The sequence below is a fragment of the Kitasatospora sp. NPDC043949 genome (assembly GCF_056435365.1).
The window spans coordinates 38591-48433 of the sequence record NZ_JBWKEQ010000028.1 but is presented as its reverse complement, the minus strand read 5'-3'; the positions used below and the strand labels follow the sequence as shown (position 1 = coordinate 48433).

Below are 9843 nucleotides of genomic sequence, written 5' to 3'. Positions count from 1 at the left end.
CGTGCCCCCCCCCCCCCCCAACCCCCCCCCCCCCCCCCCCCCCCCCCCCCCCCCCCCCCCCCCCCCCCCCCCCCCCCCCCCCCCCCCCCCCCCCACGGCCGCTCATCCGCAGTCTCAGCCGATGGTGGAGCCGGTGACGGGCTCGGAGAGTTCGACGGTCCTGCCGTTCAGGCCGGCCTTGACGAACTGCCAGGTGAGGCCGTTGATGACGCCCTGGCCGAGCGGGGCCAGCTGGGCGAACGCGGGCTGGCTGAGGTCGAGGTGGCCGGCGTCACAGGAGGGGCACTTGTCCCGGACGGGGACGGTGACGGTCTTGCCCTGGTAGCTGACCTTGACCGAAATGCCTTGACACAGGGGGTCGTTGTTGGGGTTGGCGCTGGTCCACCAGGTGTGGGAGACCGCGACGAGCATCTGGTTGGAGGCGTTGATCTGGGTGCCGCAGGCGCCGTAGCCGGCGTCGTTGTAGTAGGTGGCCTTGCCGGCCATGGGCGTGTTGATCGGTATCGCCGCGCTGGCGGTGCCGGCGGTGAGGGCGATGAGGGCGGCGGCCGCGAGCGGGGCGCCCGCGAGGATCCTGAGGTTCTTGCTGATGGCGCGCATGGTTCCCTCCGGTTCTCTAGCCATGGGCATGACAGGTAGAAGTCGCCGAAGCCGCAAGGGGGTTCAGCGAGATCGCCCGATGCCCGTCCGAGTGAAGAGAACGTATGCGCCCGACGGCGGTATGGTCCAGACCGCCGCCATGTTGACATGAACACAAGGCAGGAATCTTTACCAATACGGCCGAAGGGGCGAAGATACGTGACCGCACCGCGCCGCAGGGTGTTGACAGGTCACCACGCCCACCCCCGGAGGCCCCGCCCCATGCGCACCGCACTCGCAGCCCTGCTCCTCGGCGCCGCCCTGATCCCGGCCGCCGCCGCACCCGCCAACGCCGTGCCCGCCAACGGCGCGCCCGCGCCCCGCGCGGTGAACCAGGGCTACAGCATCCCCGTCGGCGCCGTCACCGACCTCGGCGCGCTGCCGGTGCTCGGCAGCCTCGGGCTGGACTTCGCCCGCCTGCTCGGGCAGTAGGGTCGCGCCCCCCTCGAACCCGGCGCCGCCACACCCGGACCCCTCACACCCGGACGCTGAACAGACCGCCGGACAGCGGGTGTTGGTCGGACCGGGCGGACGTGATGTAGAGCGTCCGCCCGTCCGGCCCGCCGAAGGCGCAACTGGTGACGCGCGGCACCGGCAGCTCGACCGACGCCAGCACCTCGCCCTCGGGCGAGAGGCAGTGCACCGCCCAGCCGTCCCAGAACGCCACCCACAGGTTGCCGTCGGCGTCGAGCGTCATGCCGTCCGGGTAACCCGGCAGGTGGGAGACGTCGAGCGTGCGGATCCGCTCACCGAGGGGGCCGTGCTCGGGGTAGGGGTAGAGGGCGATGCGGCGCGTGGTGGTGTCGATGTGCCAGAGCCGGTCGGGCTCCGGCCAGGCGAGGCCGTTGGGGATGTCGAGCCCGCCGAGGATCGCCCGGACACCGCCGTCGCGCTCCAGCCGGTACAGCGATCCGGGCTCGCGCGGCTCCCCCCGCCCCATCGAGCCGGCGACCGGTCGGCCGTACGGGTCGGTCTTGCCGTCGTTCATCCGGCGGTCCGGGCGGTCGGCCTCGACGGCGGCAACCAGCGTGGTGCGGCCAGTGGCCGGATCGAACCGTTCGAAGCCGCGCTCGGTGGCGAGCATCAGCCCGCCGTCGCCGTACGGCATCAAGGTGCCGGGGGTGGCGTCGAGTTCGACCGAGCCGATCGCGCCCGAGGCCGGGTCCAGGGTGAGCACCCGCCGGTCGGGGATGCCGATCCAGCGCAGCAGTTGCGCGGACTGGTCCCACAGCGGGCCCTCGCCCAGCTCCAGGTACGGTGTGTCGGCGACCGGTTCGGCACGCACAGCGGGGCCCTCCTCGAACAAGGTGTCAGCGCAGCGGGGCTTCGGGCAGCATCGCGGTCGTTCCTCCGTCCACGGCGAGGCGGACACCACTGACGATCGAGGATTCCTCGCCCGCCAGGAAGCCGACCACCCGCGCGACCTCGGCCGCACTGCCGAACCGCCCCAGTGGGGACGACCGTAGCATCGCGGCGCTCGGCTGCGGATCCGTCCACACGCGCCGGTTGCGCTCCACCGGGACGAAGCCGGGAGCGACCGCCGCCCTGGCCCGCCCTGGCCCGCTCGCGCCCGGGCCGGCCTCGGAGCACTCGCCCAGTCCGTACGCTCCGTCACCACCGGACAGTCGCGCCACCCGTCACGTGGTCCGCGCCGACGCGCGGGCGTGCAGCAGTTCCAGCACGGGCGCCGACCTCCCCTTCGCCAGGGCCCGAGGGCGCGCCCTCGGCCCGCTCCGAACTTACTTCCGCTCCGCAAGTTAGTAACCGCCGCGAGCCCGTCACAAGGTCGAACTCCCGCCCGCAGCACACCCGCCACCCCCGCGACATCCGCCGCAACATACCGCAACGCGGCGGCAACACCCGTTCCCAGAAGCCAAGTTGACGATTGACAGCGAGCCCCGCCCTTCAGCACGATGAGCGCCGAGCCCACTCGCGGCGAGCCGGAAGGAGGGCCGATGCACACCGCTGTCCGCCGTGCCCCGCGCCCGGCCACCGCCTGCTGCCCGCGCCGCTGTTGTCGCGGCGCGCTCGCCCTCTGACCGTCCGTCCCGCCGGACCGGCCTCCCTCCCGCACGCCCTGCCCCGCCGCTCGGCCTTGCCCCGCCTCGCCGCTCAGCCCTGCCCGGCGACCGGCACGCGGAACGGCCCGGTGCCGCCATGCGTCACTCACCGTCACCATCTTCCCGTGAAGGGGAACCGTCATGACCACCGCCCTGACTGAACTCCGCCTCACCCCCGCCGCCGGCCGGATCGGCGCGATCGTGCACGACGTCCGCCTCGGCGGCGACCTGCCGGCCGAGACCGTGGCCGCCGTCGAGGCCGTCCTCCACCAGCACAAGGTGCTGTTCTTCCGCGGCCAGCAGCACCTGGACGACGCCGGACACGAGGCGTTCGCCCGCCTGTTGGGACAGCCGGTCGGCCACCCGACCGTCCCCAGCGCGGACGGCCGCTACATCTTCGAGCTGGACGCGACCAAGGGCGTGCGGGCCAACAACTGGCACACCGACGTCACCTTCGTGCCGTCCTACCCCAAGGCCTCGATCCTGCGCTCGCTGGAGCTGCCCCCGGCCGGCGGCAGCACGGTCTGGGCCAACACCGCGGCCGCCTACCAGGACCTGCCCGCACCGCTGAAGGCCCTGGCCGAGAGCCTGCGGGCCGTCCACACCAACGACTACGACTACGCCGCCCGGCTGGCCCTGCGCCCGGAGCTGGCGGACAACGCCGAGATCGCCCGGCTGTTCCGCGACGTCTTCGTCTCCACCGCCTTCAAGACCGAACACCCCGTCGTCCGGGTGCACCCGGTCACCGGGGAGAAGTCGCTGCTCCTGGGCGCGTTCGCGCAGCGCATCCAAGGCGTGTCGGGCGCCGACAGCCGGGCGCTGATCGACCTGTTCCAGCGCTACGTCGAGCGGCTGGAGAACACCGTCCGCTGGGACTGGCAGATCGGCGACGTCGCGATCTGGGACAACCGGGCCACCCAGCACTACGCGGTCAACGACTACGGCGACGAGCCGCGCCTGGTCCGCCGGATCACCCTGGACGGCGACCTGCCGCTCGGCGTGGACGGCGCTCCGAGCCGTCTGCTGGAGCCGGCCGACCCGCCGCGGGTGGCCGGCCTGGTGCCCGCCGAGGAGCTCGAAACGGCCAACTGACTCGGCCGGGGCACGCGTTACCGCCGATCGTCCCGACCGGAGGAACGCGATACGACCGACCCGGCCGGGGAGGACCCGGCCGTCAACCGACCCAGAGGACCCGGGTACCGCCACCATGACCACCCCCCTCGCCCGGCCGCCCGTCCGCACCGGGGACGACCGCCGGGACGCCAACGCCTCCGCCGTGCTGCGCACGGTGCTCGACCACGGGCCGATCGCCCGCAGCAGGGTCGCCGCTCTGACCGGACTGAGCGCGTCAGCGGTCTCCCGGCAGGTGGTGGACCTGGTGCGGCTCGGACTGCTGCGCGAGCGCCGGGAGTTGGCGGGCGGGCGCGGCACCGGGGCGCTGGGCCGCCCGCAGCTGCCGGTGGACGTGGACACCGACCGGCTTGCCGTGGCCGGACTGCACATCGGCGTCCCGTACACCACCTTCGCACTGCTCGACCTGCGCGGGCAGGTGCTGTACCGGCAGGAGATCTCCAACCGGGGCCGGACCGGATTCGCCGTACTGAAGCCGCTGTTGGAGCGGCTGCCCCGGCTGATCGCCGCCCTGCGCGGCGGCCGGACGGTGGTCGGCCTGGGCGCCGTCACCGGCGGCGCCGTCGACCCGGAGCGTGGGCTGATGCTCCGTCACGGACCGTTGGGCTGGCGGGACATGCCGCTGCGGGAGCTGCTGGAGGACGCCACCGGCCTGCCCGTCCAGGTGGACAACCACGCCCGGGCGCTCACCCAGGCGGAGATCCTGTTCGGCCACCCGGCCGCCCGGCGGAGCATGGTGCAGCTGTTCGTCGGCCATGTGGTGGACGCGGCGCTGGCGGTCGCGGGCACGGTCCATCAGGGCCCACCCTCGGCCACCGGCGACCTCGGCCACCTGCCGATCGCGGACCGGCTCGCGGACGGACAAGCGGACCAGCAAGTGGACCAACAAGCGGACGAGAGAGCGGACGAAGACGCGGACGACGCCGCACTCTGTCACTGCGGCCGCCGGGGCTGCCTCTCGGTCGCAGCCTCCGACACCACCCTGTTCGAAGCGGCTGCCGCCGAGGGGATCACCGCCAAGCCGGACCGCGCCCAGCTGATCGCCGCCGTCCAGCAGGGCGACCCCCGGGCGGACCGGCTGGTCCGCGAGCGGGCCCGGACCATCGGCCGCGCCCTCGCCCTGCTCGCGGACGTGGTCAACCCCGATCTGCTGGTGCTCACCGAGACCTTCGCCGTCCTCGACCCCGCCTATCTCGACGTCGTACGGGCCGAGTTCACCCTCCGCTCACACCTGCACCGGGACGCCGACCTGCTGATCGCCCAGCAGCGGGGCCCCGACGCGCTAGCCGTCGCCGCCGGCGCCCCGGTGCTCGGCGAGCTGTACGCCCGGCCCGTCCGGGCCCTCGCCGCGACGCCTGCCCGGCACCGCTAGCCCCCGCCCAAAAATCCCTCGAAAGCCCCCCGCAGACCACCCCGCACACCGACCGGCCCGTCGACCCGCCCACCGACCCCCACCACCGCGACCCCTACGCCGCCGACGACCGCGCCAACTGACCGCTGCGGACGGGCTTCGAGCAGTACCACGGCGTCCTGGAAGGCCTGACCGGCCTCTTCTACCCCGCCCGCCATCGGGGCCGCCACGACGGCGGCTGGGATGAACTACGCCGCAGCCGCTTCGCCCGCCAACTCGCCGCCGGACACTTCCCCGAGGGCACCCGCAGCCACTTCGGCCGCTTCCTCCACCACCCGAACCTGCCCGACGACTGGAGCCCGGACGTCGAGCGCGAGATCGCGCTCATCGGCGGCCCGCAGAGCCTGGTGCGCTACCCGCGCAGCTGGGGCCTGGCCTCGGCCGGCCGCTGCGGTCGCTGGACGGCGCCGAGCAGTACCGCGAGTTGGCCTCAGTGGTCCCGGTGCTCCCGATGCTCCGGGTGGTCCCGGTGGATCTTCCCCGGAAGGCCCGCCGGGACCACCCCCACCCGGGTTAGGCTCGATCCGCGCGGCGGCCGTCCGCGCACCGACCGAGGGGGAGCGTGTGATCGGGGACCTGCTGCCGGACGCCGTCGTGACCGAGGTGTCCTACGACGACCCGCCGGAGGCCCGGCTGGAACCGGCCGAGGAGGCCGCCGTCGTCCAGGCGGTGGCCAAGCGCCGCCGAGAGTTCACCACCGTCCGCCACTGCGCCCGCACCGCCCTCACCCGCCTCGGCATCCCCTACCGCCCGCTGGTCCCCGGCCTGCGCGGCGCCCCGAGCTGGCCCGACGGCGTCGTCGGCAGCCTCACCCACTGCGAGGGCTTCCGAGCGGCGGCCGTCGCCCACTCCGGCGACCTCGCCTCGGTCGGCATCGACGCCGAGCCCGCCCTGCCGCTCCCGGACGACGTCCTGGACGTCATCGCGCTGCCCGAGGAGGGGAAGCGGATCGTCGAACTGCTCGCCGAGCACCCCGGCACGCCGTGGGACCGCATCCTGTTCAGCGCCAAGGAATCCGTGTACAAGGCGTGGTTCCCGCTCACCGAGCAGTTCCTGGACTTCAGCGAGGCCGACCTGGTCCTCTCCCCCGACGGCTCCTTCACCGCCCGGCTGCTGGTCCCCGGCCCGAACGTCAACGGCCGCCGCATCGAGGGCTTCGAGGGCCGCTGGGCCGTCGGTGACGGCCTGCTCGCCACCGCCATCGCGGTCGCCCGGTAGTCCGGCGCACCGACGACCGCACTCGGCATATCCTCGACCCCGTGACCGTGACCTATGTGATAGCTGGCACCCGGATCCACACGCTGGACGACTTCTGGGACGTGGTCGGTGAGACCATCGGCAGCGACGGCTACTTCGGCCGGAACCTCGACGCCTTCGCCGACTGCCTGCGCGGCGGCTACGGCACCCCCGAGGACGGCGACTACCTGATCGAGTGGCGCGACCACGCGGTCTCCCGGCGCAACCTCGGCTACCCCGAGACGGTCCGCCAGCTGGAACTGCGGCTGGCCCACTGCCACCCCGCCAACCGCGAGCACGTCCGCGCCGACCTCGCCGCCGCCAGGGCCGGCAAGGGGCCGACGGTGTTCGACTGGCTGGTCCGGATCATCGAGGAGGAGCACCCGGGAGGCCTCCGACTGGCCTAACGCCGCAACGCGGTCCGCGCACGTCGCCGCAGCGCGGCACGCCCGCGCCTCACCGCATCACGTCCGACAGCCGGACGAAGCGCCGCCCCGCCGCCAGCAGCCCCGGCACCGCCGCCACCACCCCGGGGGCGGTACCGCCGCCCGGGTGGTTCATGTGGCAGATCACGATCGCCCCGGGCGGGGCCGCCGCGATCTCCTGCCGCACCTCGACGGCGCTGAGCGTCGCCCCGCCGTCGCCGTTCACGGTGAAGCCCGCGGCGCGTTCCCCCAGGTCGGCGACCACCCGGGCGGCGACGTCGTCGTAGTGCGCGGTGCCGGAGCGGAAGAAGCGCACCGGGCGGCCGAGCAGCCCGGCGAGCTTGTGCGCGTTGCCCGCGACCTCGTCGTACACCTCGCCGACGCCACCGGTGCCGGCGATGCCGTAGGCGGAGCGGCCGGTGACCGAGAGCGGGCGGTGGACGGTGCCGTGGTTGCCGATCTCGAAGAGCGGGTCGGCGGCGAGCTGCTCGAACACGTCCGGGTTGGCGTCGATCCAGCGGGCGTTCAGGAAGAGCGTGGCGGGGACGGAACGTTTCCGCAGGAAGTCGATCAGGTCGGCGTCGTACCCGTTCCCGCCGGGGCCGCCACAGGCGTCGAAGGTGAGCGCCATCGCGATCTCGCCGGCGGGCAGCTCGGTGATCACCCCGGTGACCTCCATCCCCCACTGCTTCGGCTCGGCGCCGCCGTACCGGGCGACCAGCTCGGCCCGGGTCGGCTCCGGGCGCCCGGGCGCAGCGGTCGGGGTGGTCGGGGTGGTCGGGGCGGGCGTCGGGGGCTCCGACGGCGTCGCCGCCGATATCGCCGATATCGCCGAGGCCTCGGAGGCCTCGGCGGCCTCGGAAACCGAAGCGGAAGCCACCGAGGCCGCCGGGGCCGCCGCCCCGCCGCCCGCCGAGGGCCCGCACCCCGCCAGCGTGCTCCCGGCCACCGCCGCCAGCAGCGCCCGCCGACTCAGTGCCACACCCGTCTCCTCCGCGATGATCCGATCCGCTCGCTATGAATATGAACGGACTATTCGTCACCGCCCGCAACTCGCCGACCCGGCCGACGGCGACCCCCTTCACCGAGCCGCCCCCCGCCCGTGGGCCCCGGCTCACCCCTGATTCACCGCCACGGGTAAGGAGCCGAACGGACCCCGCCCGCCCTGCCCCGGAGGACCCGATGCCCGCCGACCACGACACCCCACGCCCCGCCCGTCGCGACCTCCTCCGCACCGGCCTCACCACCGGAGCCGCCGCCGCCCTCGGCCTGGCCGCGACCACCCCCGCCGCCGCCTCCGCACCCGACACACCCGGCACCCCCGGCACCCCCGGCACCGAGCGGACCCTCACCCTCGCCGGCCACCTCCCCACCGGCTCCCCCGACTTCGTCCACCTCCCCGTCGAAGTCCCCGCCGGTGTCCGCGAGATCGCCGTCAGCTACGGCTACGACAAGCCCCCGGTCCCGGCCGGCACCCCCGGCAACTCCTGCGACATCGGCATCTTCGACGAACGCGGCACCGACCTCGGCGGCCCCGGGTTCCGCGGCTGGTCCGGCGGTTTCCGTACCGAGTTCAGCCTCGCCCGCGACACCGCGACCCCCGGCTACCTCCCCGGCCCGATCAACCCGGGCACCTGGCACCTCGCCCTCGGCCCCTACCAGATCGCGCCGCAGGGGCTGGACTACCACGTCCAGGTCACCCTCCGGTTCGGCGCCCCCGGGCCGGCGTTCACCCCGCACTACCCGTCCGAGCGGGCCCGCGGCCGCGGCCGCGCCTGGTACCGGGGCGACTGCCACCTGCACACCGTGCACTCCGACGGACGGCGCCTCCCGGAGGAGGTGGCCGCCGGAGCCCGCGCGGCCGGCCTCGACTTCATCGTCTCCACCGACCACAACACCAGTTCCTCGCACGCGGTCTGGGGCCCGCTGGCCGGCCCCGACCTGCTGATCATCCCGGGCGAGGAGATCACCACCCGCAACGGCCACTGGCTGGCCCTCGGCCTCGAAGCGGGCCAGTTCGTCGACTGGCGCTACCGCTCCCGCGACGAGGAGTACCCACGCTTCGTCCGTCAGGTCCACCGCTCCGGCGGCCTGGTGGTGCCCGCGCACCCGTACTGCCCGTACGTCGCCTGCCAGTGGAAGTTCGGCTACGAGCAGGCCGACGGCGTCGAGGTGTGGAACGGGCCCTGGACGTACGACGACGAGTCCGCGGTCGACACCTGGGACGGCCGGCTCGCCGTCGCCCTGCGCGAGGGCCGTTCCTGGCTGCCCGCCCTGGGCAACAGCGACGCGCACAGCGCCCCGCAGGTCATCGGCTCCCCGCACAACGTCGTCCTGGCCGAGGACCTCACCCGGGACGCGATCCTCGACGGGCTGCGCGACGGGCGCAGCTGGCTCGCCGAATCCGCCTCCGTCCAGCTGGAGTTCACCGTCACCGGGCACGGCCGCCGGGCCGGCATCGGCGAGGAGCTGGCCGTCCCGGCGGACGCCCCGCTGGACGTCCGGCTCGCCGTCTCCGGCGTGCCCGGCGGGACGGTCCGCCTCCTCACCGACGAGGGCCAGCTGCACCAGGAGTCACTGCCCGCCGACGGCTCCGGCACGGTGGTCTGGCGCACGACGGCCTCGCTCGCCGCCTACGTCCGGGCCGAGGTCCGCCACCCGAAGCCGGACGGGTCGCCCGGCAAGGGCAACGCGATGGGCCCGGACCTCCCCTGGGGCCCGATGGCGGCCCTCACCAACCCGATCGTGCTGCGCGTCGAGGACCGCTGAGCGCCCCGGTGCAGGAGTGGGGACGACTCGGGGCACCGGCGTGGACTAGGTTGATCCCCGAAAGCACCAGTCGTAGGGACGAGGCGGTCGGCTGTCCGTATCCGGGGCGGCCGGCCCGTCCGCACTCCGACCGCCTCGCCCCGGCTACCCGTCCGTCCCCGGCCCGCGAAGG

10 protein-coding genes are annotated in these 9843 nt (G+C 74.2%); 6 read left to right on the top strand and 4 right to left on the bottom strand.

Features of this window, described 5'->3' with window-relative positions; all coding sequences use genetic code 11:
* Nucleotides 1-114: 114 nt before the first annotated feature.
* The gene (locus AC07AL_RS22945) at nt 115-600 is read right to left on the bottom strand and encodes a cysteine/serine endopeptidase inhibitor (RefSeq protein WP_363581786.1); all 486 of its coding nucleotides are present in this window, start codon (nt 598-600) and stop codon (nt 115-117) included.
* A gap of 261 nt (nt 601-861) precedes the next feature.
* Between AC07AL_RS22945 and AC07AL_RS22940 the strand changes: the two genes are divergently transcribed.
* Nucleotides 862-1071: a hypothetical protein gene (locus AC07AL_RS22940; protein ID WP_363628362.1), complete on the top strand. Its 210-nt coding sequence runs from the start codon at nt 862-864 to the stop codon at nt 1069-1071.
* Between the two features lie 43 nt (nt 1072-1114).
* Here the strand turns inward: AC07AL_RS22940 and AC07AL_RS22935 are convergent, their stop codons facing one another.
* On the bottom strand, nt 1115-1924 hold the full coding sequence (locus AC07AL_RS22935) for an SMP-30/gluconolactonase/LRE family protein (RefSeq protein WP_400803135.1): 810 nt from the start codon (nt 1922-1924) through the stop codon (nt 1115-1117).
* 25 nt (nt 1925-1949) lie between these two features.
* On the bottom strand, nt 1950-2273 hold the full coding sequence (locus AC07AL_RS22930; RefSeq protein ID WP_363581780.1) for an SDR family oxidoreductase: 324 nt from the start codon (nt 2271-2273) through the stop codon (nt 1950-1952).
* A gap of 567 nt (nt 2274-2840) precedes the next feature.
* On the opposite strand from AC07AL_RS22930, the gene AC07AL_RS22925 reads away from it, so the two are divergent.
* The 4 genes from AC07AL_RS22925 to AC07AL_RS22910 all read left to right on the top strand — a co-directional run bounded on the left by AC07AL_RS22925 (nt 2841) and on the right by AC07AL_RS22910 (nt 6884).
* A complete protein-coding gene (locus tag AC07AL_RS22925; RefSeq protein WP_363628358.1) occupies nt 2841-3791 on the top strand; it encodes a TauD/TfdA dioxygenase family protein in 951 nt (316 codons plus the stop codon).
* A gap of 115 nt (nt 3792-3906) precedes the next feature.
* Nucleotides 3907-5202: an ROK family transcriptional regulator gene (locus AC07AL_RS22920; RefSeq protein WP_478318009.1), complete on the top strand. Its 1296-nt coding sequence runs from the start codon at nt 3907-3909 to the stop codon at nt 5200-5202.
* A gap of 603 nt (nt 5203-5805) precedes the next feature.
* Nucleotides 5806-6459 (top strand): 4'-phosphopantetheinyl transferase family protein, encoded by a 654-nt coding sequence (locus tag AC07AL_RS22915; protein WP_363581774.1) that lies wholly within the window; start codon nt 5806-5808, stop codon nt 6457-6459.
* A gap of 41 nt (nt 6460-6500) precedes the next feature.
* The gene (locus AC07AL_RS22910) at nt 6501-6884 is read left to right on the top strand and encodes a barstar family protein (RefSeq protein WP_063346419.1); all 384 of its coding nucleotides are present in this window, start codon (nt 6501-6503) and stop codon (nt 6882-6884) included.
* A 49-nt stretch (nt 6885-6933) separates the two neighbouring features.
* On the opposite strand, the gene AC07AL_RS22905 is transcribed toward AC07AL_RS22910, so the two are convergent.
* On the bottom strand, nt 6934-7884 hold the full coding sequence (locus tag AC07AL_RS22905) for a polysaccharide deacetylase family protein (protein WP_478318008.1): 951 nt from the start codon (nt 7882-7884) through the stop codon (nt 6934-6936).
* 200 nt (nt 7885-8084) lie between these two features.
* Between AC07AL_RS22905 and AC07AL_RS22900 the strand changes: the two genes are divergently transcribed.
* Nucleotides 8085-9671 (top strand): CehA/McbA family metallohydrolase, encoded by a 1587-nt coding sequence (locus tag AC07AL_RS22900; RefSeq protein ID WP_478318007.1) that lies wholly within the window; start codon nt 8085-8087, stop codon nt 9669-9671.
* Nucleotides 9672-9843: the final 172 nt, after the last annotated feature.